This window comes from Kitasatospora sp. NPDC058492, from assembly GCF_042720685.1.
Taxonomy (GTDB): domain Bacteria; phylum Actinomycetota; class Actinomycetes; order Streptomycetales; family Streptomycetaceae; genus Kitasatospora.
Genome location: NZ_JBHXMU010000006.1, coordinates 138,591 through 163,346 on the forward strand (window position 1 = coordinate 138,591; position 24,756 = coordinate 163,346).

Below are 24,756 nucleotides of genomic sequence, written 5' to 3' on the forward strand. Positions count from 1 at the left end.
CCCCGCCTCGCGGGTCGGCCGCGGGGGGGTGTCCGCGCTGAGCTGGTGTCCGGCCGGGGGCGCCCCCCCCCCCCTCGGGCGGCCCCGGGTCCGGCGCCCACTGTTGGTTCACCTCCCCCCCCCCGCCGGGCTACCCGATCACGTCTGTGCAGATGGACGAGGGACGGCTGCCGGGACTCCGGCGCCTGCAGCACCTGCGGTGCCGTCACCGGTCCGGGTGGCTCCTCGCCGCAGGGACCGACCAACTTCGCGTTACAGCCCCGCCGAGACCCCGAGCCCTGCCATGATCGGCACGTTGCGTCTCGTAGATCCTCGATCCTCGGAAAACCAGGAGTGGCTGTGGCAGAGCGGCAGAACGGCACGGTGAAGTGGTTCAACGACGAGAAGGGCTACGGCTTCATCACCCCGGAGTCCGGAGCGGACCTGTTCGTTCACTTCCGGGCGATCCAGGGAAGCGGCTTCAAGTCCCTGGTTGAGGGCCAGAAGGTGACCTTCGTGGCGGTCCAGGGCCAGAAGGGGCTCCAGGCCGACGAGGTCCAGGTGGCGGAGTAGAAGCAGTTCCTCCCCTTCCTCTCCCCGGACCCGGGTTCCGGGCCCCGGGCCCGAACGGGAGATGCGGGAGATGCGGGAGATCAAGTCCTGGGCGGCCTCCGTTCTTTCGGGGCCGCCCAGGCCGTTCCGGCCCGTCCGGACGGCTCGCCGGGCGGTCAGCCGGCCGACGTCTCGACGGTCATCAGCCGCGCCCGGTGCCGCCCGGCCGGTTGCGGTGGCGGCCGACGCTGCCGACGCGTTTGAGGGTCCGGACGATCGGGGCGGTCTCGACCGTGTCGATGCCCGGGAGGGCGCCGAGGCGGTCGGTCAGGTAGTCGTACAGGTACTCGTCGTCGGGGCAGAGGACGGCGGCGAGGAGGTTGGTCCGGCCCGTGGTGGCGGCGGCGTAGGCGACTTCGGGGTGTTCGGCCAGGGCTGCGCCGACGGCGGCGAGGTGCGAGGGCCGCACCGACATCCAGATCGCGGTGGTGGTCGGGCTGCCCAATAGCCGCTCGTCGACGTCCACGACGAAGAAGAGCGCTCCGGCCGCGCGCAGGTGGGCGATCCGGCGGCGCACCGTCGACTCGTGGCAGCGGCCCTCGGCGGCCAGCGCCGCGTACGTCGTACGGCCGTCGCGGGCCAGGGCGGCGAGCAGCGTGTGGTCGAGGTCGGTGAGCTCCAACGGCGACGGCGACGACAGCCGCCCATCGGGGGACGGGAACGCTGAGGGTGGGACGGCAGGAGGCGGGAACGCGGGGGCGAGCGCGTCCCGCTGGTCTTGGTCCAGCGCGCAGGTCAGGGCGCCCCAGGTGGTCGGGCCGCCCTTGAACAGCCGCAGCACGCGCTGCGCGGTGATCGAGGTGACCCCCGGGAGCCGGTCGAGCAGGTGCACCGGCGCGTCCTGGGCTCGGTCCCGGTGCGCCACCAGATGGCAGATGATCTCGGTGGCGCCGGAGGCGAGCTGGACCCACCGTGTGTCCTCCCGCGCGGCCACGGCCCGGGCCAGGCCGAGCGACGCGCCGGGGGCGGACTGCAACCGCAGCGCCCACACGGTCTGCCCGACCGGCCGGGGGTTGAGCCTGCCGATGACGCGCAGCCCGGCGCTCTCGCACAGCGCGGCGTAGCGGCGGGCGACGACCTGCTCGGAGACGCCCAGCACCGAGGCGATCCGACGCAGGGGGGCGCGCCCGTCGATCTGGAGGGCGTGGATCAGCCGGAGATTGAGGGATTCCACGGATCCAGACCCTACCCGGGGCGGTATCCGGCACGTACGCCCGGACTCGTTGCGCCCGCTCGCGGCCGATCCGGATCATCGGTGCGCAGGCCGACGCGGCACCTGTCCGCGCGGAACTGCGATCCCCGTGGCGGCCGCGCCGCGGCTCGGCCGCCACCCGCGAGGAAGAGGAGGAGGGGAGACCCGGGCACACCACCCGGCTCCCCGACGGCAGATGAGCGCATTCCGTGATCTTCGGCATTACATCGACCACCTGACCGAGGCCCTCGGGAAGGACGAAGTCCTCCAGATCGACGGCGCCGACCGGGACCTGGACATCGGAGGCATCACCGAACTGCTGGCGGAGCGGGAAGGCCCCGCCCTGATGTTCGACAACATTCCGGGATTCCCCACGGGGTACCGGGTGTTCACCAACTTCATGGGGACGCCCGCCCGCACCGCGGTGGCGCTCGGGCTGCCGCACGACACCGCCGAGCTCGACATCGTGCGGGCCTGGAAGGACCTCAGCAAGCGGATCGAGCCTGTTCCCCCGGTGGAGGTCGCCACCGGCCCGGTCCTGGAGAACGTCCTGGTCGGCGAGGACGTGGACCTCGGGATCTTCCCCACCCCGCGCTGGCACGACAGGGACGGCGGCCGCTACATCGGCACCGCCTGCATGGTGATCACCCGTGACCCCGACAGCGGCTGGGTCAACGTCGGCACCTACCGGGCCTGCGTCCAGGGCCGCGACCGGTTGTCGCTGTGGATGCTCGGCAACCGGCACGCCAAGGCGATCGCCGAGAAGTACTGGGCGCGCGGCCGGACCTGCCCGATCGCCGTGGTGGTCGGCCAGGACCCGATCCTGTCGACCGCCGCCGCGATCGCCGCACCGTCCGGGATGTCGGAGTACGACCTGGCGGGCGGGCTGCGCGGGGAGGGCGTCGAGGTCCTGTACGCGCCGGGCAGCGAGCTCCCGATCCCGGCGCACGCCGAGATCGTGATCGAGGGCGAACTGCCGCCGGTCGAGGAGGAGTCCGTCCTGGAGGGCCCCTTCGGGGAGTGGACCGGCTACTACACGCACTCGGGCCAGGAGACCGTCGTCCGGGTCACCCGGATCCTGCACCGCGACGACCCGATCATCCTGGGCGCACCGCCGATGCTGCCGACCATCCCGGCCGGCGACCAGGCCGTTCCGCTCTACTCGGCGTCGCTGACCTGGGACCACCTGGAAGCGTCCGGCGTGCAGAACGTCAAGGGCGTGTGGGCCTACGCCCGGCAGCTCCTGATGGTCGTCTCCATCGAGCAGACCGGCGCGGGGGACGCCATGCACGCGCTGCTGGCGGCGGCCGGGCGCAAGCGCACGGGCGGCATGGAACGGTACTTCGTCGTGGTCGACGAGGACATCGACATCACCGACATCAACCACGTGCTGTGGGCGATGTTCACCCGCGTCCACCCGACCGAGTCCATCCAGGTCCTGCGCGCACCCACCACCGCCATCGACCCGCGGCTCGCACCCGACAAGCTCGCCGCCGGCGACCTGTCGATGGGCATCGTGCTCATCGACGCGTGCAAGCCGTTCGCGTGGAAGGACCGGTACCCGGCGGCCAACCGCGTCGACCAGGCCACCCGCGAGCGGCTGCGCGAACGCTGGGCGGGCGTCCTGGCGCTGTAGCCCGCCGGAGAGGGGAGGGGACGGTGCGCCCCTCCCTCACCCTCACCCTCCGGTCCTTCCCCCCTTCCCCCCTATGCCAGGAGCACATTGTGCCCGCCACACCCCCCACCACCCGCCTCGTCATCGGAGTCACCGGCGCCACCGGCGCCCCGATCGCCGCCCGCCTGCTACAGCTCCTGCGCGAGGCACCCCAGGTGGAGACCCACCTCGTCCTGAGCACCTGGGCCCGCTCCACCATCGAGGTGGAGACGCCCTACAGCTCCCGGCACTTCGCCGAACTCGCCGACGTGACACACAAGTTCGGCGACCTCGGCGCCACCATCTCCTCCGGCTCCTACCCGGTCGCGGGGATGGCCATCGTCCCGTGCAGCATGAAGACGCTCGCGGCCGTCCGGCACGGCATGGCCGACAACCTCATCACCCGCGCCGCCGACGTCACCCTCAAGGAACGGCGCCCACTGGTCCTCGTCCCCCGGGAGACGCCCCTCAACGAGATCCACCTGGAGAACATGCTCGCGCTCTCCCGGATGGGCGTACGCATCGTCCCCCCGATGCCGGCCTTCTACGACACCCCGAACGGCATCAGCGACCTCGTCGACCACATCGTCATGCGCATCCTCGACCAGTTCGACCTCCCCGCAGGCACCGCCGACATCGCAGAACGCTGGCAGGGCCTGGCCGGCACCCGCCACCACCGCCCCTAACATCTCGCGGCACACCCACCCGCTACGAAAAACCACAGCGCTGGTCGCAGCCACCCAGATGTGGCCGCGACCAGCGCTCTTCGGAATCAGTCGAGATCAGTCGAGGATGGCGTCGATCTCCACTTCAACGAGCCATTCGGGATCGATGAAGCGCGAGACCTCAACGACGGTGCAGACCGGACGGACCGACGCGAACCGCTCCCCGTGCGCTCGCGCGGCCTCCTTCCAACGCGTCACATCGGTGAGCATGAGACGGGTCCGCACAACGTCCCCCAACGATGCCCCCGCCTCCTTCAGCGCGGCCTCCGCAATGTCCAGACACCTGACAGTCTGGGCGTACACATCGCCCTTCCCCACGGTCGTCCCACCGTCCCCGATGGGAGCAGTCCCCGCGACTGCAACGTGTGACCCCTTGCGGACTGCCCGGGAAAAGCCGATCTGAGGTTCGAGAGGCGAGCCGGAACTGACTATCTGCCGATGATCCATCGCACCATGCTCCCAGAGCACCGCACATCTGAAAACAGGCCCTCCACCGGGCACTTCGCCCCTGAACCAGCCCGTCCCCACGCGTGCGGGGTCGATACTTGGACACCGACGAGCGCGTCGGTGATCCGGGAGCAATCCCCGCGCATGCGGGGCCTACGCCTTTTGCCTGAGGACGCGACTACCGCTCAGAGAGCAATCCCCGCGCATGCGGGGCCTACGCTTCGTGACCTGCGAGTCTATCGGCGGGAGCGGGCTGAGAGGATCAGTCCGTCGAAGTCGACGGGCTTCCAGCGGTCCTTGCCGGCGGTGCGGACGGTCCAGCCCTGTTCGTTGGTGGCGGGTTCGACGAGGACGGCTTGGCCGTCGCCGATGCGGGTGGCGAGGAGGTCCCAGAGGCGGTCGCGGATGCGGCGGCTGGGGGTGCCGACGAAGACGCCGGCGTTGACTTCGACCATCCAGCGGGTGAGGTGGCCGCGCAGGCCTTCGGGGGCAGCGATGAGGATGATGACGGTCATGGGCTGTCCGTGTCCTGGGTGAACTCCGGGCCGATGATGGCCAGGTGTTCGTCTCCCATGCCCGGGTCGGAGACCGGGGGCGTCGGCGTGCCTTCCGTCCCGGACCAGTTGACGCCGCCCTGGACCGTGCCGACGCGTTCGTCCCAGAGTTCGTTGACCTCGACGTCCGGCATCTCGGTGCCGTCCGGGCTGAGGAGTGCCTTGACGTCGTGGACGATCCGGCCGAGCAGTTTGTCCTCGGCGATGCGGTCGCGCAGGCCGAGCCGGGCGTCGCGTTCCTCGGTGTGGCCCTGCTTGGCGAGGTCGAAGGCGAGGGGGATGGTGTATTCGGCCTTGTAGAGGTCCGCGATGTCGAGGACGAACGAGGTCGCCAGGCCGGTGTGGACGAAGCCGAGGCCGGGGCTGGCGCCCAGGCCGGTGATGACCGCGTGGCAGATCCCGTAGAGCGCGGCGTTGGCGGCCGACAGGAGGCGGTTGAGGTCGTCGCCGGCGGCGTGGGCGTCGCCCGCCTTGTAGACCCGGCCGTTCCAGGGAACACCCGTTCGGCGGGACTCCGCCTGGTAGAGCTTGCGGATACGGGCGCCCTCGCGACCGCGCAGCTGCTGCATGGTGGCGGCGCTGACGTCCTCGTCGGGGAAGCGCATGCGGTACATGGTCCGGGCGACGGCGAGGCGTTCCTTGGTGCGGCTGACCAGCCAGGCCTGCCGGTTGAGGAGGGCCGCGCCACGGCTGGGGCCGAGTCCTGCGGCGTACATCCGCACGCCCTGCTCGCCGACCCAGCACACGGTGGTGCCGGAGTCGGCGAGCAGGTTGACGGCGCCGTGGGTGATGCGGGTGCCCGGGCCGAGGAGCATCACGGCGACCATGGCGGCCGGGACGCGGACGGTCTCGCGCTTGTTGATGACGACGACGGCGTTCTCGTCGCGGTCGATGTGGCTGCGCTCGACGTAGACGCTGGAAACGCGGTCGGCGAGGCGGTGCAGGTCGTGGGGGTGGGCTTTCCACCAGATGTCGGCCATCGGTCAGTGGTGTCCGGTCGGCAGCGGGGCGAGGGTGAGCAGGCCGCAGCCGTAGGCCTTGGAGGGGCCGATGCCGCCGAGGAGGGCGGCTTGGAGGAGCCCTGGGTCGGTGATGCGCAGCCGGCCTTCGAAGGTGGCGGTGGTGAGGGTGACCGGGCTGCGGGTGCCGGGCTTGGTGAAGGTGCTGCGGCTGCGGTCGGTGATCCGGGCCTCCCGCGCGGGCTGCTGTGCCTCTGCGGGGGTGTCCGAGGCCGGCGGTTCGAGGCCCGGCGCCGCGCTGTCGGTGCGCGCTTCGGGGATGGTGAAGCCCCAGCGCTGGGTGCGTTCGAGGAACCAGGTGAGCTGCTGGGCGGCGGTGCGGTGGGCCATGCGGTAGGAGCGGTGGTGGAGTTCGGCGGCGGTCTTGGTGCGGTGCGGGCTCGCCTTGGCGGGCTTGGAGGTGTTCTGGACGGGGCTGGCCTTGAGCCGGAAGGCGAATTCGCGGCCGACGGCGAGCTGGGCGAGCAGCGGGCTGTAGTCGCGGACCGCGTAGTGCTCGCCTTCGGCGTCGGGCCAGCCCGCCTGTTCGACGATGTGGGTCCAGTCGGGTTTGGAGGGGGTGAGGACCAGCAGCGTGGGGCGGCGCGGGTGGTCGGCGTCGAGGCGCCAGAGGATCCGGTCGCCGGCGGCGGGGTCGGGGATGCCTGCCGTGACGGCGCCGTGCAGGGCGCGGGGGTTGGCGAGCAGGGTGCGGCTGGCGGCGCGCAGGGGGTTGATGCGGACGCGGGAGAGGTAGGTCATCTGGTCACCAGCCCAGCAGGGCGAACGGGTCGTGGCCGCCGGCCGCAGTGGCCGGTTGGGCGGTCGTGGTGGGCGGGGTGGACGCGGCAGACAGGGCGGATGGGCCGGACGGGGCGAGGCCGGTGGGGACGTTGAGCCAGGCGTGGCGGATCCGCCGGGTGGTGAAGCCGCGTTCGCGGGGCGCGAAGGAGCGCGGGACGTCCTGCAAGGTGTCGTCGCCGGCCGGGTCGTCGAAGGTCGCGGCCAGGTCGATCCGGTGGGGCGAGAACGGATCCGGACCGCGTTCGGCCCGTCGGCGGTAGGCGGCCTTGGCGGCGGTGCCCGCCTGCCAGGGCTCGTCCGCCAGCACGTCCTCCAGGGCTCCGGTGCGCACGGTGCCGAGGGCGATCGGCTGGGTGGGGACGCAGGAGCGGCGGCCGAGGGCGAGCGGGAAGGCGGGGCGGCGGATCGCCTCGGCGAGCGTCGCGACGAGGCCGGCCGGGCCCTGGACGGCGGCGACGAACACCGCGTCCTGAAGGTAGTAGCGGTGGGTGACGTGGGTGTCCTTGGCCGGGGAGGTCGGCTTCTGGACGCCCTTGGCGTTGACGCCGCTCTGCGGCAGCGGGCGGCCCCGGTAGTCGCTGACGGTGTGGTAGTCGCGCAGCAACGTGCCGGGCTGGTCGATGCGCACGCCCAGGCGCAGGCCGACCAGGCCGGTGATGTCCGCTTCGCGGGGAAGTCCGGCGGCGGCGGCGAGCAGGCCGACGACCCCGGACTTGGTCGGCTGGGGCGGGGTGTCGCGGCGGTTGAAGGCGCTGCGGTCGCCCCAGGACTGGAGCGGCCCGGCCAGGCGCAGGACGAGGACCGCCTGCGCCTCGCCCTGCGGGGCCGGTACGGGGGTGGGGTCGGCGGGCATCAGTTGTCGTTCACCCCCTCGGTGAGGGCGGTGCGCAGGCCGTCGCGCAGCTCGGTGAAGGTGCGGTTCGCGCCGAAGGCCTCCGCCAGCTGCTGCGCGGGCTCGTCGGCGCCGGTGTCCGCACCGAGGGTGTGGCAGATGCCGACGTACAGCGGGCTGTCTCCCCACTGCTCGGTGGCGGTGGCGAACTCCACGGCGAGGCGGCGCGCGGACTCGGCGACGATGCCCCGGCTCGCCGGGACGGGGTTCTCGTACGCGGACACGAGGTTCACGGGCTGGTCGGCGCGCACGACGACGGCCACCAGGCTGGGGCGGGTGCGGTGCGCGAAGGAGTTGCCGTAGCCGGTGGGCATGGACCGGGCGAAGGAGTCGACGAACAGGTCGACGGCGTCGACGGCGGCCTTGTCGTCGCCGAGGTTGCCGCGCAGCTGGTGCAGGCCCACGGTCGCGTAGCGGTAGAGGGTGGCGGAGTTGAAGCCGATGGTGCCGATCATGCCGGCGCCGGTCTCCTCGGCGGTGTTCTCGTCGTCGACGGCCGTGTAGTAGTCGAATTCGAGTTCGGCGGCGTGGGTGGAGATCGCGTGCGCCACCTGGGTGGCGGCGTCGACGTTCAGGCCGGGGATGTCGGCGACCATCCGGCCGAACAGCGCGACGTCGGCCGGGTGGCCGCTCTGCAACTGCTCCTTGACCGGCAGCGCCTTGACGGCCTCCTCCAATGCCTTGGCGTCGAGGGCGGCGAGGTCGGCGGCGGTGTCGGCGACCAGGTCGACGATGCCGTCCAGCTGGCGGCGCCCGTAGAAGAGGAGGTAGGCGGTGTCGCCCTCCTTCTTGCCGGCGGAGATCCCGGTCGACTTGATCAGGGCGTCGGCGATCCGCTGCGCGTCCTCGGCCTCGATGCCGGCGCGCTCGGCGATGCCCTTGGCGAGCTGGGCGGCGATCCGCTTGGTGCGGGTGGCGAGGTCCTGCCGGTCGCGGCTCTCGGCGAAGTGGATGCGGGTGGCGCGCTTCCAGGCCTGGGAGGAGACGCGCGAGCGGCGCTTGCCGCCGAAGTACGCCTCCTTGGGGTTGCCGTTGTCGTCCCGGTTGAGGTTGGCCGGCGGGACGGTCTGCAGGATGTGGACGTCGATGTAGAGGCGGGCGGTCATGCGCTTCTCCTCGGGGGTGGTGGTCCGGGTGTGTCGGGCGCTCAGTCGGCGGGCGTCTTGTCCTTCCACGCCTGGTAGCCGATCGCCCACTTGAGGCGGACCTGCGGGCGCCGGTCGGTGCTGTGCCAGGCCTGGATGTCGGCCATCAGGTGGCTGTAGTCCAACGGCTGCGTGATGGACCGCAGTTGGGTGATCAGCCCGCGCAGGTGGACAAGCAGCGCGGACACGCTGGTGGCGCCCGCGAGTTGCGCGACCCGGGTGTCGAGCGCCTCCTCGCTGACCTTGCCGCTGCGGCGCAGCACTCGCAGCGCCTCCCCGAGCTTGACGCCACGGCGGTGCATCGGCTTGGACTGGCTCTGCTGGTGGAGGCCGTAGAGGGCCAGCGCGGCGTGCTCGGCCTTCTGCTCGTCGGACACCTCGTCGCGTAGCGCGAGGACGTCGTTGACCTCGCAGCTGTAGAGCGGCCACATCTTGGGGCTGTCCATGACCGGGCGCCCGAGGCCGGAGCGCAGGGCCGCCAGGTCCTCGCCGGGCGGCCGGCGTGGTTGCTTGGTGCGGGGGTCGTACCGCCAGTTGTGGTCGGGGCCGGTGAACTCGTCCCAGTACCGGCGCCTTCGGGCGGCGGCGGTGCGCTCAGCGGCGGCGATGCGCTCAGCGGCAGTGGCGTGCTCAGCGCCGGCGGTGTGCTCAGCGGGGGCGGCGGCGGTGTGCTCAGTCGTCAAAGTCCGCTCCGGGGTCGTGGTCGAGGGCGGGGCCGGTCTCGGCCGCCCGCGCGGCGGCCGCTTCCCGTACGGCGTCGGCGTACCGGGGAAGGATCTCGTCGAGCCGGCGCCGGAAGTTGGCGCCCGCGGTGCCGAGCCGGTAGGTCTGCGTCTTGCCCGCCTTGCCGCCCTGGCTGATCGTGCGGCCGCCGAAGGTGGTGGCGGGTGCGGCCAGCAGGAGCGTGTTCGCCACGTCCCACGCCTGGCGGTGGGCGAGTTGTTCCCAGGCGAGCCGGCCCCGCTCCAGGGCCTCGTCGTCCGCGCCGGCGGTGCAGACGCCGGCGAGCAGGCGGCGCACCAGGGGGTCGAGGGTGTGCAGGAGGAGCTCGCCCGGTCGCTGGCCCTTGTCCCAGGGGATGGGGTCCGTTCCGGCGGCCCGGCGCAGGTCGGCGGAGAGGTTGCTGACGGCCTGGGCGAGCCGTTCCGCCTGCTCGGCGACGTCCAGGAGGAGCAGCTGGGCCTCGCTGTCCTGCTGGAGGGCGAGCAGCGGCAGGGGGATGGCGTCGTGGATGACGTCCTCGACGATCGCGGACTGGGTGCCGTAGACCATGCCGAAGGTCTCGACCTGCAGCGGGTAGTCGGCGGGGAGTCGGTCGTCCTCTTGCAGGGCACTGATCTGGTCGAGCAGGATGCTGGTCTCGAAGCCGCCGTCGGGGCCCTGGCGAGTGGGCGTGAGAAGGGCCTCCAGACCGCGCCAGGCGGCCTTGCCCTGGGTGTGGCGGCGCGGCCTGCGCTCGGGCAGGGCGGAGGCGGACTTCTTGGCGGGGGCGGTGAAGGTCCAGGCGGTGTGGGGCTCCTGCTCGGGCATGGGCGTCAGCCGGTCCCCCGCGCTGATGACGACCTGGGCCACCTTCAGCTGCCCGGCCTCGTCCTGGTGCGGGATGAGGCGGATCCGCCGGGCCTGCCAGGTCCACAGGTCGAGGAGGCCTTCGGCCGCGCGGGGCTGCCAGGCGGGGCCGTGCGGGCCGCGTTTCCACTGCGGGAGGCCGAGGTTGTCGGGCGGGGTGAGCGGAAGGTTCAGCAGGAGGGTCTCGTACAGGGTGCGCCCGGTGGGGATGATGACGCCGAGCTGGCCGAGCGGGCCGGTGGGGTTCCCGGTCGTCTTGCCCGCCTTGACCTGGTCGTCGCCGACGACGCCGGTCTTGATCGCCGCGGTGTCCCAGCAGTGGGCGTGCACGAGCCAGTGGGCGGCCTGGGCCGGCGTCAGGTCGAGCGGGTCCGCGTCGGTACGGGTGCCGAACAGCGGGACGTTGTTGCCGCTCGCCGCGGTCGCCACCAGGGCGGCGGAGCCCTTCGTCTCGTCCTTGGCGGTACGCAGCCCGGCGACCTGCCCGAACGGGGCGGCGGGGTCGAAGAGGTCGAACTTCGCCCGGTGATCGGCGAGGTAGGTCTCCAGGCTGCCCAGCTCGTCCTTCGTGAATCCGCCGCGGGTGAGCCGCTCACCCTTCTCCCCGGGGTTCTGGGGCGCGCCGGTCGCATCGGCGACGACGGGCAGCAGGACCTGGCGCAGGACGGCCGGGAACTGCGTGGAGAACTCGACGACGAGGCCCTCGAACTCGTGGGCCCGGGCCAGGGCCCCAGCGATCCCCACCTGCACGGGGGGCCCGCCACCGACGGGTCGTACCGTCAGCCACGGTTCGTCGACAAGGTTGTACCCAGGCACGCGCTGATCTCCCAACTAGCCATGTTTAGCTTGTTGCTGGTTCATCGTGGCACCGGCGGATGCCTGTTGTGGGGTGAATGCTTGAATTGCCCCCGGCCCCGCCTGCTTTGGTGCGCGGGGATGGCCCGTGGCCGTGTTTTCCGGCCCTGGTCGGCTGCAAGTCGGCCCCGCGGTCGCGGGGTTGAGGGGGTGGGGCGACGCCTGTTCGACTCACCCCCTCGCCTTTATCGGTACCGGGGCGCGCTGGGGCCCTCCGCTCACCACGAGGCCGAGCAGGTCGTCGTAGCGCAGTTGGAAGTCACCGAGGGCGGCGTCCCCGCGCTCGTCGAGTTCGAGGGCCAGGCTGTATCGCAGCCATGGATGGTCGCGCCAGCCCGACAGCGGACCGAGCGCCTGCTCGGCAGCCTTTGTCAGCTTGGTGGGCAGGCGCACCGTCCCGGAGAGCACGTCGTCCACCATCTCGGCCGCGACCGTCCCGTTGGGGCCGAACTTACGGCCCGTCATCGCGTGGAAGTCCTCCCCGGTGCGGCGCACCAGCACGACCTCCACGCTCCGGTCCCCATCCCGAACGAGTGCCTCGAACTGCCCCTCTGCCAGCGTGCCGTGGGCTCCGTAGTGCAGACCGGCCAGAGTCTGCGAACCGTGCTCCCCGGCGCGGGTCAGGACGTACTGGGCGGCTTCCTCACGGCGTTTGGCCTGCCGCTTCTCCCAGTCCTGTCGCGCCTGTGCCTCGACCTCGGCCCACTCCGCCGGGACGACGGGATCGGTGCCGTAGACCCGGGCAACCAGGTCCGGCACCTGGCCGGGGATGCTCCACGCGCCTGCGTCGGCCTTCGCCGCCCGCTCGACCTCGGCGGCCGTGCGCAGCAGGAGGTAGCGGCCGTAGATCCCCTCGGAGTCGCGCAGGATCTGCGGCACGCCGTCGTCGTCGAGGCGGATACCGGTGATGACAACGGTGGGCCGGGACAGCCGGCGGGGGCGCTGCACGCCGTCGTGGCGGTGGAGGCGTCCGATGCGCTGGAGGAGCAGGTCCATCGGAGCGAGGTCGGTGATCAGCAGATCGGCGTCGACGTCGAAGGACTGCTCCGCGAGCTGGGTCGCGACGACGATCATCCTGCCGGGACGCCCGGATCCCTCGGCCGGTGGTCCGAGGAGCTTCAGCACCTCCTGCGTACGGTCCGCCCGGTGGCCGGCGTGCAGGCGCCCGTGCAGGAGCCGGACATCAGCGCCGAACTCCTTGCGGAGGGCCTCGAACGTGGACTGGGCGCGGGCCACGGTGTTCCGGATGACCAGCACGCACCCGCCGTCGACCAGCCGCTCCCTCAGATAGTCGACCACGGCGGCATCCTGCGCGACTTGGGCGTCGGTCCGCGTCGGCTGTTCATCGAGCACCTCGACCCGCACCTGAAGGTCCTCACGCCAGGATGCGGTGCTCTCCACCAACAACTCCGGCCGCCCGTCCGGCCCCGCCCAGGCCGCCGTGACGCTCGGATAGCCCTCCGGCTCGGGCAGCTCCAGGGCCGCCGAGGCCTCCGCCGACCGCGTACCGGCCAGGTAGGCGGCGACCAGGCGGCGCCGCTGCTCCGGCGGCAGCGTCGCCGACAGCAGCACCACCGGCACGCCGGCCTGCCCGAGCCACCACAGGCCCTCCAGCAGGAACTGCGACATGTAGACATCGGCGGCGTGGACCTCGTCGAGGATCACGACCTTGCCCACCAGGCCGGCCATCCGCAGCATCACGTGCTTGGTACGGGTCGCGGCGTACAGAAGCTGGTCGATGGTGCCGACCGCGAACGGGCTCAGCAACCCACGGCGACGCCCGAGGAACCACTCGGCGGGGGCCCGGCGCTCCCCGTCCGTGCAGCCGTCGAAGCAGTCGGTCTGCATGCCGAACTCGTCCTCCCCCACAGAAGCGAAGGGGTCGTCGGCGTCCTGCCCCCACTCCCCCGCGCCCTCCAGCAGGCCGCGCCACTCCTTGTTGAACATCCGCTTGCCGTGCAGCAGCGCGACCTGGCCCTCCAGCCCATCGCCGACCTCGCGCAGCCACGACCGGACCTGGGTGAACATCGGGTCCGCCGTCGCCTGGGTCGGCATGCCCAGGAACGCCCCGTCCGCACCGTGACGCGCTGCCAGCAGCTCGGCCGCCGCCAGCGCCGCCTTCGTCTTGCCCTCCCCCATCGGCGCCTCGACGATCACCAGACCGGACCCGCCCATCCGGCGCACCACGTCGAGGACCAACTCCTGCGAAGGCCTGGTCCCGTGGCCGAACCGGTCCCGGAACGTCTCCGGGCCGGGCGCCGCCAACGCCCCCCATCCACCGCGCAGTTCGAGCCTCGACCACGCCGCCGCAGCCCGCTGCCGCGCCTGAGGCATCGCCACCTTCGCCAGGTCGGACACACCCGTGAAGTGCCGCTCGTCGCTGGCGATCCAGTCCGCCATCACCACGAAACCGGACAGCTGAAGCTGCGCCGCCCGGCTCGGCACCAGCACCGGCTCCACCGCGGCCAGCGGCGACTCCCCCTCATAGCCGAGCTCCCGCGAGAACACCTCCACCAGCGCCGACTGCGCGAGCTTCCAGGGCCGGCTGCTGCCTTGCAGCTTTTCGTTCTTCTTCGGCGGGCTCAGCTGCCCCAACGTCGGGATCAGCCCGTGGTGGCCGGCGACCAGCGGCCAGACCCAACCGACCTGCTCCTCACGCCACTTCGCGTCAGTGAGCAGCGCCCTCAGCACCCGGCCACCGGCCTTGTCATGTCGCCAAGACGAGCCCTTCACCGCGTACTTGTCCCAGGTGAGCCCCGCTTGACGGACCGCAGCCTCGCCGGCGGCATCGAGATGCTGAAACGCCGGGGTGGCCTTGCCACAGTCATGAATCCCGCACAACCAGGCGAACAGGCGCCGCCCCTTACCCGCACCCCCCGCCAGAGCGTCCAGACGCCACCGCGTCACCGGCGGCAGGTAGCGGTCCCAGACAATCTCGGCCACCGCCGCAGTGTCCAGCATGTGCGACAGCAGAAGGTTGGCCGTCCCCCCGGCCCGCCCGGCAGACTTACCCCACAGCGCACCCAGCCACCCCCTGACCTCGGGCGGGTACCACTGCCAACGATCCTCAACCATCGTCTCAACCTCCACGTGCAGGTACGATTCGAGAGCGTAGGACACGGCACTGACAACTCGCCTCGGAGCAAAGAAATATGACGGTCATACATCGACTCCCCTCCGGGCTGCCATCCGATCGAACTGAATCAATCAGGCCCCTCGCCCGCTAATCACCGCAGGTCAGAAAGCATCGGCCCCGCGCTCGCGGGGATTGCTCCCACGCCTCTCACAGCCGACCGGCCGCACCCGGATCGGCCCCGCGCTCGCGGGGATTGCTCCTTCCAGAGCTGTTCCCGGGTGCGGTACTTGCGATCGGCCCCGCGCTCGCGGGGATTGCTCCCGGCGCCACGTCTCGGCGTCGGTGAACGGCGGATCGGCCCCGCGCTCGCGGGGATTGCTCCGGTCATCCTGTCCGCAGGCACCGCACCCACCTATCGGCCCCGCGCTCGCGGGGATTGCTCCGGCGACCACCGCATCAGCCCGGACCTCAGCGAATCGGCCCCGCGCTCGCGGGGATTGCTCAGCGAAGAGCCGCCCAGCTCTGACCCTGGGCGGATCGGCCCCGCGCTCGCGGGGATTGCTCCCCTTGGGCAGGGGCCGCAGCTCGTCGCCGCTGATCGGCCCCGCGCTCGCGGGGATTGCTCGTGGACGTCACCCTGCCCTCCGGCGTCTCCACCATCGGCCCCGCGCTCGCGGGGATTGCTCCTCGGCGCCCGCCGCCTCGATCCAGGCGTTCTGGTCGGCCCCGCGCTCGCGGGGATTGCTCCGAGGGGCCGACAGGCAGCAGGGATGCGGGGCTGTCGGCCCCGCGCTCGCGGGGATTGCTCCGGCGCAGGCTGCAGAAGAAGTGGTCCCGGCTGGTCGGCCCCGCGCTCGCGGGGATTGCTCCGCATCAGGTCGCCGTGACGGATTGGGGGATGGATCGGCCCCGCGCTCGCGGGGATTGCTCCCGCCCGTCCGCACTGCGGTGCCACGTCGAACCATCGGCCCCGCGCTCGTGGGGATTGCTCCCCGTAGTAGGCCTCCGCCAGCAGCAGCACCAGATCGGCCCCGCGCTCGCGGGGATTGCTCGTTGGGGTCGTAGGCGTCGTGGAGCCACTCGGTATCGGCCCCGCGCTCGCGGGGATTGCTCGGCGTAGGCGGCGGCGAAGCGGGCGGTGCGGGCGTCGGCCCCGCGCTCGCGGGGATTGCTCCGCCCGTTCTAGACCCTGCCACACACACCCACCGTCGGCCCCGCGCTCGCGGGGGTTGCTCCCTCATCGCCCTCGGCACTGGCGGCGCCGCCACGTCGGCCCCGCGCTCGCGGGGGTTGCCCCCGTGGAGCGACACCGCCCGGCACAACCAGAACATCGGCCCCGCGCTCGCGGGGGTTGCTCTCCCTCGGCTGTCGGCTGTCCAGTCCCGACAGGGTCGGCCCCGCACTCGCGGGGGTTGCTCCGGGGTGGGGCAGACCGGCGGCGGCGCCGGGCTGTCGGCCCCGCGCTCGCGGGGGTTGCCCTTTACTGGGTGATGCCCCGCTTGCCTCTCTTCTGTCGGCCCCGCGCTCGCAGGGGTTGCTCCACCGAGTACGCCAAGGCGCAGGCCAAGCGCCAATCGGCCCCGCACTCGCGGGGGTTGCTCCTCGGACGGTTACCTGTCCCGCTTCCGGGAGGCATCGGCCCCGCGCTCGCGGGGGATTGTTCCGGCCTCGTCCCGCCCACGCTCGACCAGCTCAGCGCGATCGGGATCCCGCTCTGGCATCTGTTCCGCGACGAGTAGCACTGGCCGGCCGCACCGCCGTACGGCCGGCCAGCCGGGGAGTCACTTCTCGGGGTTCGGCAGCGGGTCGGCCGGCGGCGGGGTCTTCGGTGCCGCCGGCGGTACCTTCGGGCCACCGATTCCGCCCGAACCGCCGCTGGGGTCCTTCTGCGGGGTCATGTCGTCCTCCTCGATCTCCTCGTCCACCGGGATCGGGATCTCGCCCGGCGGCGGCATCAGGGGGTGCCTCCCGCGGTTTGGGCCCGCGGTCTCACGGCGGCCCCGGCTCCAGGCGCCCTGGCGTTTAGGGGGGATGGTCGCGCTCATGGCGTCCTCTCTGTGACTGTCCTGCCGGGTCATCCATGATGAGGCCTCAGCCCCACCCGTTGCCGAACGTCCCCACCGGATGGCCGGGGTCCGCACACGGCGCACAGATGACCCGTGAGTACAGCACCGCGGGGCCGCGCACGATCGACTCGACACCGCCCGGCAGCGACGCCGAACCCGCCGGAGACCCGCAGGTCGAACAGGTCCGAGTCGCTCGGGCCTCGGTGCAGCAGGGCCAGCAGACGACTTGGCGCGGGTCCTCGGTCAGCAGCGCCATGGGCTGGATGCTGGTCAGGTGCGCGCAGAGCCGCAGCGTGGCGTCTTGCCGGGCCTGGTCCATGGTGGTGGTGGCGTTTCGCACCCACTGGCTGGCCTCCTCCATGGGGACCGCTCCGGCCTGTCGGACGCCAGCCTCCGCGAGCAGCCTGTCCGTGTGGGCTTCGCTCGCGCCGGCCTGGTCCCACAGGGAGGTGAGGGCCGAACGGCTCCCGGCATCGTCGGCGGCCCAGGCCTTTCGAGACGAGATCCGAGCCTCCCTGGAGTAACTGCCGATCAGCTTCGTGTCTCAGCGGCCACCCAGTCCAGGTAGGCGGCCGATCCAGTGATCACCGGCACCCCGACGACCTCCGGCGTGTCGTAGGAGTGCAGCTCAACGATGCGCGCGCACAGCCGATCAGCCAGGCTCGCCCGGGACTTGAAGTCGACCCGCCACTCGGCGGAGTCCTGCACCGCACCGTCCCACCAATAGACGGACTGGACACGGTAGACCTGCGCACACGCGGCCAAGCGGTCACGGATCACCGCCGAGGCGAGCTCACGGGCCTTTGCCTCGTCGTCATGGGTCGTCGTCACCACAACGAAGTCACTGATCGTCATACCGTGACGGTACCCGGCATCAACCGCCGCCCCCACTCTGCCCGACGGACCTACCCCACGGTACGCCCAGCCAGCCCCCGACCCCGGGCGGATACCACTGCCAACGGCCCTCAACCATCGTCTCAACCCCCACGCGCGAGTACGCTTCGAGAACGTAGGCCACGACAATGACAACCAGCCCTGGGGCAAAGAAAGATGGCAACAACGCACCGGCTGTTCAACGGCACCTCTACCAATCGAACTGAATCAATCAGGCCCCTCGCCCGCTAATCACTGCAGGTCAGGAAGTATCGGCCCCGCGCTCGCGGGGGTTGCTCCGAGGCGGGCGGGGCGGGCAGTACCGCAGCCACATCGGCCCCGCGCTCGCGGGGGTTGCTCCCAGCTCGGCCGCTCCTCCTCCTGACCGCCGCCATCGGCCCCGCGCTCGCGGGGGTTGCTCGGGGTGCCGTACGGAAGAAGTCGGCGCCCGCCGATCGGCCCCGCGCTCGCGGGGGTTGCTCCCTTGGCCCAGCCGGGCTGGTGCGGGGTGCGGGATCGGCCCCGCGCTCGCGGGGGTTGCTCTCCCACCTAGCCTGTTTTTGGGAACAAAAAAGCATCGGCCCCGCGCTCGCGGGGGTTGCTCTCCGGAGGCCACGGCCGAGAGCACGACCGGGGCATCGGCCCCGCGCTCGCGGGGGTTGCTCCGCGCGCTCCGGCGCAGGACCGGCCGACGCGAGATCGGCCCCGCGCTCGCGGGGGTTGCTCCCGGTGCAGCCGTGCGCCGCCGAGCCCGGTCTCATCGGCCCCGCGCTCGCGGGGGTTGCTCTGGCGACGAGTCCACCGACTAGACCCTCGCCCTATCGGCCCCGCGCTCGCGGGGGTTGCTCCTGCGACCGCGAACAGCTCGCCGTCGACCTGATATCGGCCCCGCGCTCGCGGGGGTTGCTCCTGCGACCGCGAACAGCTCGCCGTCGACCTGATATCGGCCCCGCGCTCGCGGGGGTTGCTCCGGCGAGGCGGACCACCCGGAGTGGTCGGCCGCATCGGCCCCGCGCTCGCGGGGGTTGCTCCGCCCGGACCGCTCTGGAAGAAGCCAAGCTGGAATCGGCCCCGCGCTCGCGGGGGTTGCTCCCAGCCCAGCGCCTTGGCCAGGCGCTCGGCGCGATCGGCCCCGCGCTCGCGGGGTTGCTCCGCGGCCTCCCACTCAGACGACCACAGCAGTTCGCGGTGCTCACTCCTTCGCCCGATGATGCTGGCCCGACGAGACGACAAAATAGGCGTGGGCGCGTCAAACTGTTCGCGAATTGAGTCGCTGAATTCAACAAGTTCCCTGCGGAACTGGGCGTACGAGTCGCCAAAGGAGACCACCGGCCGTGGGCCCGGCCGCGGTCCAGGGCCGTCCCACCTAGCACGCCGAGCCAGCGCCGAGGTCTAGGAGAGAACAGCTGGCTCTCCCTCAGTGCCGCCCAGACTGCTGCGGGCACGGGATTTTTCCGAGGGTGGTTGATTTCTTTCAGGACCATCTTCGCGGCTTATTCTCCCTGGTCGGCCGCAGATCGCAATAACAGCACGGGAGTTAGACGCCTATGGGCGCTAACCACGTCGAGCGTGACCGAGTTCAAGGTCTTCCAGGCTTGGGCAGCCTTCGCTGAGAACGGTTCCGGACCCTCGATCCGCACCAGAGCCAGAGCATTCAGCAGCTCCCGCCACATTTGCGCGACCTCGTCCAAATCAAATGTCTTCTCAGCGATCTTAAGAATCCTGATCGTCTCCAGCTGCTGTTCCCCCGCAAGGACGAACGTGATCGCGGCTTCTCGTCGCGTGTTGCCGCGCCATTCATCGTGGGCCGCCTGCGAGGCGACCTCGGCAGTCCGCTGGGCAGCGCGAGTCTGCCGCAGGCCGACGATCAAGGCAGCGGGCACCCCGAGGATCGCGGCCCCTGATGCTGCAAGCGCTGATATCGCTTCAACTTGCATGCAGTCATGATGCCCCGGCTGGCGAGTGGTTGGGCTGAGACCCGCGAACCGGGGGATGCGGAGCGGCTGTTCTTGGGGTCGGCCAGCATCTCTCACATGGTGTGCGGTCGGCGTCCTCTCAGCTGCCGGCCGCAGGTGGTGCATCGGCCTTCGGCCGATGCGGCGGTGCCGCGCCCGTTTCGCTGCGTCTGGCCGAACGGCGGCGCGAGTGTCCTTCCATCGGAGGTGTTGGGCTTCCGGCCGCGCGGGAGCCCCGGTGGGGGCTCCTCCGGCGCCCGCCCCCACCGGATCCGGGTCGGTCAGCTGGCGAGAGCTTCGCCGAGTCGGTCGTGGGCGAGGCCGGCGAGGGTGCGGTGAAGGGCCTCGGCGCGGGACCGGACCAGCCCGTCCCGGAATGCTGCTGGCAGCTGCTGCCAGACCCCAACGGCCATGTCAGCGGCGGCGGCCGGGTCGCCGTCCATGCTCAGGCAGGTCGCGGCGTCCATGGTCAGCAGGGCCCGGGTCATGACGGACGGCGATTTGGTGAGGGCGAGGGCTGCCTCCTGTTCGGCGTTCGCCTCGCGGGTGCGGCCCATCAGCGTGAACGCCTGGGACAGGTGGACGTGATGCTTCTGGAGCGGGTAGCCGAACCAGGTGTCGGCGGCCTGCGCGGAGTTCAGGTGTTCGGCGATGTTACGGGCGTCCGCGACCGCGCGAAGGGCCCCTCGGTGGTCACCGATGGAGGCCAGGGCGCGCGCGGTGACGGCGGCGGCCAGAGCTGCGGCGGCCGTGGGGGTTCGGCCTGCCTCGCGACGAGCGCAGATAGCCAGGTTCGCGGCAGCGTTCGGGGCGCCGTAGTTCAGCGGGACCATCGCGTGCCGGGCCAGGACCCAGGCCAGCATGTGCCGATCACCGGACTCGCGGGCGGCCTTCTCGGCGGTGGCGAACCAGCCGTGGGAGTCGCGCTGGTCACCCCGGTCGTGCTGGATGATCGCAACCAGTCCGGTGATCCCAGCCGCGGTGCGGGCCAGGTCGGTACGGGTGCCGGCGGGGTGCGGGCGGCTGAGGACGTCTTGCAGGAGACCGAGGTCCTGGCGCATCTGTGTCAGCACGACCCCGGGCGCCCGACCGTGGTAGCCGCCGCGGTGGCGTTCGAACGCCCCGTCGAGGTAGGCGAGGTCGCCAGCGTCGGAGCCGGACAGTCCGGCGTCGATCCCCTCTCGCGCCTCCGCGATGCCGGGCAGCGCGGCGACACCTGTCGCCAGTGCCGCCGCGCCGAGAAACTGTCGTCGATTCACCGCCGTACCCTCCTCTCCTTCGTCTTCGACCGGCTGCTGGTGGAGCCTGCGCCAGCGCCGCGAGGTGGCCACTGCTCGGGCGACCTCCTCCACCGAGAGCCCGTACCCGTCGGCCAGCAGCTGGTGCCACCTCGGGGTGGGCAGACGTCGCTCGGTCTCCCAGCGCTTCAGGTTCTCCGGGTCGAACCACGTGCCGCCTTGAGCGTCCTGTAAGAGCAGGGCCTGCTCGTCGCGGGTGAGTTCGGCGGTCTCCCGGATCCGCCTCAGCACGGCGCCGATGCCGTCTGGTGCCATCATGCCCGTCCCCCAAGCCTTTGACTGACTGGTGCCCAATCCTGGCCCCCCAAAGCGGCCCCCGTGCGAGAAATGCACCCCCTGCTGGCACCACCGGCACCACTACGGGCTGTAGTTGACTGTGTACCAGCCGAGTAGAGATCGGGCGAGATCAGGCCCTTCCCTCCGCACGGCACCCCCAAGCCCCCAGCTCCGGCCTGACGCCCCGAAGGGTTCCTTCGACATGCGCGTGTGCAACAGCAGCTTCTTCCTGGTCCGCGATCCCGTCTCCGTCCCCATGAGCCGCCAGCGGCTCGGCCGGCTGATCAAACAGTGGGGGGTCCGCACGGACAACGACAGCCGCCTGGCCCTGGACACCGTGATCTCGGAACTCGTCACCAACGCGGTGCGGCACACCAGCGGAGCGATGCTCACCGTCGGGGTGCACGCCGACCTCGACCTGCGCCGCCTGATCATCGAGGTCTACGACGGCTCGCGGGCCCTGCCCCGCCACCAGGTCTCGGGCCCGGACGCGGAGGCCGGCCGGGGCATCTTCCTGGTCGAGCGCCTGGCCCTCGCCCACGGGGCCGAGCACACCATACGGGGCAAGAAGGTCTGGGCCGAGGTGGCCCTGCCCGAGCAGCCGCTCACCCGCCGCCAGCTCCTCGTCCACCCCCGCAGGGCGGCCCGCGCAGTGGCCCACGCCGCCTGTCGGGCCACCGCCGCCCGCCGATACACCCGCCCGCCCTGGCCGCCACCGGCACCGGCACCCGCTGACGCCCTTGCCCACAGCCATGATCGAGAGGACGACATGACCACCACCCAGCACAGCACAGCGATCACGGACCCCGCCCGGTTGCACGGCCGGGCGGCCGTCCGCAGCTTCCTGGAGGGCCCCTCGCTCACGGCGGCCGACCTGTCGATGGTCCTACTGGTCCGCGAGGACAGCGAGGACGCCGACCGGCCGATGCCGACCGTCACGGTCGCCGAGATCCCGCAGACGGTGCGTGACCTGGCCTCCCTGGGCGTCCGCTCGGTGAAGGTGTTCGCCAACAGCCTGCATCGCGACGCCGAGGCGTCCGGCGCCGTCGCACCCGACAGCCTGATGGTGCGGGCCATCCACGCCGCAAAGGACGCCGAGCCGGGCATCGCGGTGATGACCGAGAACTGCCTGTGCGGCCACACCGACACCGGCGAATGCCACCTGACCAGCGCTGGCCGGATCGACCTGGACCGCACAGCAGCGATGATCGCCGCCCAGGCCGTCATCCAGGCCGAGGCCGGCGCCGACATCGTGGGACCGGCCGCGATGGTCCGGGGCACCACCTCCTGCGTGCGCCAAGCCCTGGACGAGAACGGCCACCGCGACGTGGCGACCATGCCCCATCTGATCTTCGACTCCGCCCTCTACGAGGGCTACCGGGCCACCATGCGGGCCACCCCGGCCTCCGGTGCCCACCGACCGTTCCAGATCAGCCCGCGCCAGCCGGAAACCGCGGTGGACACCGGTCTGGCTTTCGTCGGCGAGGGGGCCGACATGCTGCTGCTGGAACCAGGGATGCTCTCGGTGGATGTGCTCACCACCCTCAAGCAGAAGACCGCGGCGCCGCTGATGCCGTTCTCCGTCTCCGGCGAGTACACCCGGCTCGCCCCGCTCGATCCGGGCACCGGGCGGCGGGACTTCCGCCCGCTGCTGGAGCTGTTCATGATGCTCAAGCGCTCGGGTGCCGAGCGGATCATCACCTATGCCGCTGCTGACCTCGCGCGGCTGCTGGCCGGCTAAGCGGCCGGGCGGATCTCCGACAGGATCGCCTCGGCGCCCTGGTCCAGGAGAAGGCCGGCCACCTGGATGCCCAGCTTCTCCGGCTCCGAGACGGGGCCGGAGAAGCTGGCCTCGACCTGGTTCGTCCCGTCCAGGGAGGTGACCTGCGCGTGCAGCGACAGCGTTTCGCCGGCGGCCTTCGCGTAGGCGCCGACCGGAACCGAGCACCCGCCGTGCAGTTCGCCGAGCATTGCCCGCTCGGCCCGAACCTCCGCGTCCACTACCAGGTCGCCGGTGCCGGCCAGAATTTCGCGGGCCAGCTCGTTGTCCTCGCGGATCTGGATTCCGAGCGCCCCCTGACCGGGGCTCGGGGGGAACTGGCCAAGCGGCAGCAACTCGCCGATCGCGCCGTCCAAGCCGAGTCGCACCAGCCCGGCCGCCGCCAGAACGACGCCGTCGAGGTTCATCGTCTTGAGCTTGTTCAGCCGGGGCGGCACGTTTCCGCGGATCGGCACGAAGACCAGGTCCGGGCGGACGTGCAGCAGCTGGGCGATCCGGCGGGCCGCCGACGTGCCGACCCGGCCACCCTGCGGCAGGTCGGCCAGCGTCGAGCCGCACAACGCATCCCGCACGTCCTCGCGGCCGGGCGGGGGCAGCAGCACCAGGCCGGGCGGGTTGCTGGTCGGCAGGTCTTTCAACGAATGGACGATCACGTCCACCTCGCCCCGCACCAGCGCGGCTTCCTGCTCGGTGGAGAACGCGGAGCCGCCCGAGTGGGCCGACACCTGCGACAGGGCCGTCTTCCGGTCCCGGTCACCGCCTTCAAGGATCACCTGGTGCCGGAACTCGACGTCGGGGAAGCGGTCCCGCAACGGCGCCAGGAACTCCCTGACCTGCGCTCGCGCGAGGTGACTGGCCCGCGATCCGACAATCAGCGTCCGCATTCCCGAACTCCCGGCACCTGAAGAGATGTTGACCGCATGCTACTCGAACACGGGCCTACCTTTTTCCGACGGTTTGTCGGAGTCGTGATCGGAGAGATCGAATGCCGTCCACCCGCCGCACGATCCGCATCGGCGCCCGCGCCTCGGCCATGTCGCTAGCCCAGGTTGCAAGCGTCCGGGCCGACCTGGCCGCACTCCACCCCGACGTGACCACCAAGCTGGTGCCGTTCGTCGCGGCCAGCGACCGCGAGCCCGGCGAACAGGCCGAACTGCACGACAAGGGCGCCTTCACCGGCGACATCGAGGAAGCCCTGCTGAGCGGGGTGTGCGACCTCGCGGTGCACTGTATGAAGGACGTGGCAGGCGACCCGCTGGTCACCCCGGGCACCGTCTTCGCGGCCCACCCCGAGCGGGCGAACATTCGTGACGCCCTGATCCACCCGGGCGGCCTCACCCTCGACCAGCTGCCGCCCGGCACCCGGGTCGCCACCTCGGCGGTGCGGCGTGTCGCCCAGCTCACCCGCAGCCACCCCCACCTGGACCTGGTGCCGATCAGGGGAACGGCGAACCTGCGGCTGGCGGTCCTGGAAGCCGGGGAGGTCGATGCTCTGGTGCTGGCCGCCTCCGGGCTGGAGCGCATCGGTGAACAACACCGGATCAGCCAGGTCCTGACCGTCGAGCAGATGTGCCCGCCGCTGGGGGCAGCCGTGCTCGGCTTGCAGTGCCGCGAGGATGACGCCGACCTGATCGACCTCCTCACCCCACTCGGCGACCGCGCCACGACGCGGGAGATCACCGCCGAGCGGGCCCTGCTCAACGCCCTGCGCGGGCATTGCAACAGCCCGATCGCCGGGTTCGCCCGCGCCTTCGAGGACGGGCACCTGGGCCTTCGCGCGATGGTCTTCTCCCCGGACGGCGCCACCGTGCTGGAAGCCCGCCAATCGGCCGGCCAGCTCAGCCCGGAAGCGCTCGGCGTGGGGGTCGCCGCCACCTTGATCCGCGACGGCGCCCGCGAGCTGATCGACTCGATCGACCACTGACCTCGCCCCTCGGAGGCGCCGGGGCCCATGGGCGGGCACCCCGGGGGCGGCCCCGGGCCCAGCCCCGGTGAAGACCCCAGGG

Annotated in this window: 21 protein-coding genes and 2 CRISPR repeat arrays; of the genes, 5 read left to right on the plus strand and 16 right to left on the minus strand. The window is 71.6% G+C overall.

What is annotated here, in order from left to right; all coding sequences use genetic code 11:
• Nucleotides 1-339: 339 nt before the first annotated feature.
• The gene (locus ACFWPI_RS06390) at nt 340-552 is read left to right on the plus strand and encodes a cold-shock protein (protein WP_063352293.1); all 213 of its coding nucleotides are present in this window, start codon (nt 340-342) and stop codon (nt 550-552) included.
• Nucleotides 553-733: 181 nt separating this feature from the next.
• Here the strand turns inward: ACFWPI_RS06390 and ACFWPI_RS06395 are convergent, their stop codons facing one another.
• Entirely contained in the window at nt 734-1,765 is a 1,032-nt protein-coding gene (locus tag ACFWPI_RS06395) for an Lrp/AsnC family transcriptional regulator (RefSeq protein ID WP_380368600.1), read from the minus strand.
• Between the two features lie 214 nt (nt 1,766-1,979).
• On the opposite strand from ACFWPI_RS06395, the gene ACFWPI_RS06400 reads away from it, so the two are divergent.
• Together ACFWPI_RS06400 and ACFWPI_RS06405 are read left to right on the plus strand one after the other, a co-directional pair.
• Complete coding sequence (locus ACFWPI_RS06400; protein WP_380368603.1) at nt 1,980-3,419, plus strand: UbiD family decarboxylase; 1,440 nt, start codon at nt 1,980-1,982, stop codon at nt 3,417-3,419.
• 89 nt (nt 3,420-3,508) lie between these two features.
• A complete protein-coding gene (locus ACFWPI_RS06405; protein ID WP_380368605.1) occupies nt 3,509-4,123 on the plus strand; it encodes a UbiX family flavin prenyltransferase in 615 nt (204 codons plus the stop codon).
• A gap of 96 nt (nt 4,124-4,219) precedes the next feature.
• On the opposite strand, the gene ACFWPI_RS06410 is transcribed toward ACFWPI_RS06405, so the two are convergent.
• The 14 genes from ACFWPI_RS06410 to ACFWPI_RS06475 form a co-directional block, all read right to left on the minus strand.
• Nucleotides 4,220-4,609 carry a RidA family protein gene (locus ACFWPI_RS06410; protein WP_363378571.1) on the minus strand — a complete coding sequence of 130 codons (390 nt, stop codon included), beginning with the start codon at nt 4,607-4,609 and terminating at the stop codon, nt 4,220-4,222.
• A gap of 236 nt (nt 4,610-4,845) precedes the next feature.
• Complete coding sequence (cas2e, locus tag ACFWPI_RS06415) at nt 4,846-5,124, minus strand: type I-E CRISPR-associated endoribonuclease Cas2e (protein WP_331744407.1); 279 nt, start codon at nt 5,122-5,124, stop codon at nt 4,846-4,848.
• Nucleotides 5,121-6,143, minus strand: a complete 1,023-nt coding sequence (cas1e, locus tag ACFWPI_RS06420) for a type I-E CRISPR-associated endonuclease Cas1e (protein ID WP_380368609.1) — start codon at nt 6,141-6,143, stop codon at nt 5,121-5,123. Before cas1e ends, cas2e begins: the two co-directional genes overlap by 4 nt.
• Nucleotides 6,144-6,146: 3 nt before the next feature.
• Nucleotides 6,147-6,923, minus strand: a complete 777-nt coding sequence (gene cas6e, locus ACFWPI_RS06425; RefSeq protein ID WP_380340012.1) for a type I-E CRISPR-associated protein Cas6/Cse3/CasE — start codon at nt 6,921-6,923, stop codon at nt 6,147-6,149.
• Nucleotides 6,924-6,927: 4 nt separating this feature from the next.
• The gene (gene cas5e / locus ACFWPI_RS06430) at nt 6,928-7,818 is read right to left on the minus strand and encodes a type I-E CRISPR-associated protein Cas5/CasD (protein WP_380368612.1); all 891 of its coding nucleotides are present in this window, start codon (nt 7,816-7,818) and stop codon (nt 6,928-6,930) included.
• A complete protein-coding gene (gene cas7e, locus ACFWPI_RS06435) occupies nt 7,818-8,963 on the minus strand; it encodes a type I-E CRISPR-associated protein Cas7/Cse4/CasC (protein WP_380368724.1) in 1,146 nt (381 codons plus the stop codon). The genes cas5e and cas7e overlap by 1 nt, the downstream gene beginning before the upstream one ends.
• 41 nt (nt 8,964-9,004) lie before the next feature.
• Nucleotides 9,005-9,685: a type I-E CRISPR-associated protein Cse2/CasB gene (gene casB, locus ACFWPI_RS06440; RefSeq protein WP_380368614.1), complete on the minus strand. Its 681-nt coding sequence runs from the start codon at nt 9,683-9,685 to the stop codon at nt 9,005-9,007.
• Nucleotides 9,675-11,387 carry a type I-E CRISPR-associated protein Cse1/CasA gene (casA, locus tag ACFWPI_RS06445; RefSeq protein ID WP_380368617.1) on the minus strand — a complete coding sequence of 571 codons (1,713 nt, stop codon included), beginning with the start codon at nt 11,385-11,387 and terminating at the stop codon, nt 9,675-9,677. The genes casB and casA overlap by 11 nt, the downstream gene beginning before the upstream one ends.
• Before the next feature lie 210 nt (nt 11,388-11,597).
• On the minus strand, nt 11,598-14,501 hold the full coding sequence (gene cas3, locus ACFWPI_RS06450; RefSeq protein WP_380368620.1) for a CRISPR-associated helicase Cas3': 2,904 nt from the start codon (nt 14,499-14,501) through the stop codon (nt 11,598-11,600).
• Between the two features lie 172 nt (nt 14,502-14,673).
• A CRISPR array of direct repeats spans nt 14,674-16,165; the repeat unit is 27 nt; unit sequence TCGGCCCCGCGCTCGCGGGGATTGCTC.
• 118 nt (nt 16,166-16,283) lie between these two features.
• A complete protein-coding gene (locus ACFWPI_RS06455; RefSeq protein ID WP_380368622.1) occupies nt 16,284-16,457 on the minus strand; it encodes a hypothetical protein in 174 nt (57 codons plus the stop codon).
• A gap of 136 nt (nt 16,458-16,593) precedes the next feature.
• On the minus strand, nt 16,594-16,929 hold the full coding sequence (locus ACFWPI_RS06460; protein WP_380368625.1) for a hypothetical protein: 336 nt from the start codon (nt 16,927-16,929) through the stop codon (nt 16,594-16,596).
• Nucleotides 16,930-17,099: 170 nt separating this feature from the next.
• Nucleotides 17,100-17,423, minus strand: coding sequence for a divalent-cation tolerance protein CutA (gene cutA, locus ACFWPI_RS06465; protein WP_380368628.1), 324 nt, complete (start codon nt 17,421-17,423; stop codon nt 17,100-17,102).
• Between the two features lie 289 nt (nt 17,424-17,712).
• Nucleotides 17,713-18,594: direct repeats of the CRISPR family, unit length 28 nt; unit sequence ATCGGCCCCGCGCTCGCGGGGGTTGCTC.
• 340 nt (nt 18,595-18,934) lie between these two features.
• Complete coding sequence (locus ACFWPI_RS06470; protein WP_380368630.1) at nt 18,935-19,378, minus strand: hypothetical protein; 444 nt, start codon at nt 19,376-19,378, stop codon at nt 18,935-18,937.
• A 299-nt stretch (nt 19,379-19,677) separates the two neighbouring features.
• Nucleotides 19,678-20,952 (minus strand): helix-turn-helix domain-containing protein, encoded by a 1,275-nt coding sequence (locus ACFWPI_RS06475; protein ID WP_380368633.1) that lies wholly within the window; start codon nt 20,950-20,952, stop codon nt 19,678-19,680.
• Between the two features lie 220 nt (nt 20,953-21,172).
• Here ACFWPI_RS06475 and ACFWPI_RS06480 point away from each other — a divergent pair, with 220 nt between their 5' ends.
• Complete coding sequence (locus ACFWPI_RS06480; protein ID WP_380368636.1) at nt 21,173-22,711, plus strand: ATP-binding protein; 1,539 nt, start codon at nt 21,173-21,175, stop codon at nt 22,709-22,711.
• Here ACFWPI_RS06480 and hemC (ACFWPI_RS06485) read toward each other — a convergent pair.
• Complete coding sequence (hemC, locus tag ACFWPI_RS06485; protein WP_380368639.1) at nt 22,708-23,634, minus strand: hydroxymethylbilane synthase; 927 nt, start codon at nt 23,632-23,634, stop codon at nt 22,708-22,710. The two genes, ACFWPI_RS06480 and hemC (ACFWPI_RS06485), sit on opposite strands and share 4 nt — an antisense overlap.
• A 101-nt stretch (nt 23,635-23,735) precedes the next feature.
• Between hemC (ACFWPI_RS06485) and hemC (ACFWPI_RS06490) the strand changes: the two genes are divergently transcribed.
• The gene (gene hemC, locus ACFWPI_RS06490; RefSeq protein WP_380368642.1) at nt 23,736-24,674 is read left to right on the plus strand and encodes a hydroxymethylbilane synthase; all 939 of its coding nucleotides are present in this window, start codon (nt 23,736-23,738) and stop codon (nt 24,672-24,674) included.
• Nucleotides 24,675-24,756 lie beyond the last annotated feature (82 nt).

What these genes read in the sequence shown, in the direction of transcription:
- ACFWPI_RS06400 (WP_380368603.1), top strand. Translation starts at nt 1,980, where the DNA reads ATGAGCGCATTCCGTGATCTTCGGCATTACATCGACCACCTGACCGAG.
- ACFWPI_RS06410 (WP_363378571.1), bottom strand. Translation starts at nt 4,609, where the DNA reads ATGGATCATCGGCAGATAGTCAGTTCCGGCTCGCCTCTCGAACCTCAG.
- cas2e (WP_331744407.1), bottom strand. Translation starts at nt 5,124, where the DNA reads ATGACCGTCATCATCCTCATCGCTGCCCCCGAAGGCCTGCGCGGCCAC.
- cas1e (WP_380368609.1), bottom strand. Translation starts at nt 6,143, where the DNA reads ATGGCCGACATCTGGTGGAAAGCCCACCCCCACGACCTGCACCGCCTC.
- cas6e (WP_380340012.1), bottom strand. Translation starts at nt 6,923, where the DNA reads ATGACCTACCTCTCCCGCGTCCGCATCAACCCCCTGCGCGCCGCCAGC.
- cas5e (WP_380368612.1), bottom strand. Translation starts at nt 7,818, where the DNA reads ATGCCCGCCGACCCCACCCCCGTACCGGCCCCGCAGGGCGAGGCGCAG.
- cas7e (WP_380368724.1), bottom strand. Translation starts at nt 8,963, where the DNA reads ATGACCGCCCGCCTCTACATCGACGTCCACATCCTGCAGACCGTCCCG.
- cas3 (WP_380368620.1), bottom strand. Translation starts at nt 14,501, where the DNA reads ATGGTTGAGGATCGTTGGCAGTGGTACCCGCCCGAGGTCAGGGGGTGG.
- ACFWPI_RS06455 (WP_380368622.1), bottom strand. Translation starts at nt 16,457, where the DNA reads ATGCCGCCGCCGGGCGAGATCCCGATCCCGGTGGACGAGGAGATCGAG.
- ACFWPI_RS06460 (WP_380368625.1), bottom strand. Translation starts at nt 16,929, where the DNA reads ATGGAGGAGGCCAGCCAGTGGGTGCGAAACGCCACCACCACCATGGAC.
- cutA (WP_380368628.1), bottom strand. Translation starts at nt 17,423, where the DNA reads ATGACGATCAGTGACTTCGTTGTGGTGACGACGACCCATGACGACGAG.
- ACFWPI_RS06470 (WP_380368630.1), bottom strand. Translation starts at nt 19,378, where the DNA reads ATGCAAGTTGAAGCGATATCAGCGCTTGCAGCATCAGGGGCCGCGATC.
- ACFWPI_RS06475 (WP_380368633.1), bottom strand. Translation starts at nt 20,952, where the DNA reads ATGATGGCACCAGACGGCATCGGCGCCGTGCTGAGGCGGATCCGGGAG.
- ACFWPI_RS06480 (WP_380368636.1), top strand. Translation starts at nt 21,173, where the DNA reads ATGCGCGTGTGCAACAGCAGCTTCTTCCTGGTCCGCGATCCCGTCTCC.
- hemC (WP_380368639.1), bottom strand. Translation starts at nt 23,634, where the DNA reads ATGCGGACGCTGATTGTCGGATCGCGGGCCAGTCACCTCGCGCGAGCG.
- hemC (WP_380368642.1), top strand. Translation starts at nt 23,736, where the DNA reads ATGCCGTCCACCCGCCGCACGATCCGCATCGGCGCCCGCGCCTCGGCC.